Annotated in this window: 1 protein-coding gene; it reads right to left on the bottom strand. The window is 66.3% G+C overall.

Features of this window, described 5'->3' with window-relative positions:
• On the bottom strand, positions 1-608 hold a 608-nt coding region (locus U9980_RS12145; RefSeq protein WP_322768001.1), incomplete at its 3' end, for an MFS transporter.
• Positions 609-670: the final 62 nt, after the last annotated feature.

The raw sequence follows: 670 nt of genomic DNA, 5'->3' as shown, positions 1-670 counted from the left end.
ATGGAGGCGCCGATCGCGCCGCCGAGGGTCCGCAGGAACATGACGGCCGAGGTGGCCGTGCCGAGATCAGCGATGCCGACACCGTTCTGCGTGGCCAGGATGGTGTTCTGGATGAACAAGCCCAGGCCGAAGCCGACGACGAACAGCATGGCGGAGAGAACCCAGCCGTTGGTGTCGACGCGGATGAGGGCGAGCAGGGCCATGCCCGCCGTCAGGATCCCGGTGCCGACGACGATGAAGATCTTGTATCGGCCCAGCTTCGTCACCAGGCGCCCGGAACCGATTGAGGTAATGATCATACCGGTGAGCAGCGGCAGCAGCCGCAGGCCCGAGATGGTGGGGCTGATGCCGCGCACGAGCTGCAGATACTGCGGCAGGAAGATGATCGAGCCGAACATGATCGCGCCGGTGACGAGTGACAGCATGCTGGTCACGCGGAAGACCGCGTTGCGAAACAGGCGCAGCGGCAGCACGGGTTCGGCCGCCCGCCGTTCCCAGCTGAGGAAGCCGCAGATGAGTGCGAGCCCGATACCGGCGAGGACCCCGATCGTCACGGTGATCCGGGCCTGCTGCCCGGCGTCCTGCACGGCGATCAGGAACAGCGACACTCCGCTGACGAGCAGCAGGGCTCCGAACACGTCCAGGCGAGCCCTACGCCGCACATAGTCGA

It is taken from the genome of Protofrankia sp. Cr1 (genome assembly GCF_963555865.1).
In the GTDB taxonomy this organism is placed as follows: Bacteria; Actinomycetota; Actinomycetes; order Frankiales; family Frankiaceae; genus Protofrankia.
Note: the sequence above shows the minus strand (reverse complement) of the source record. Positions and strands in the feature narration are given on the sequence as shown.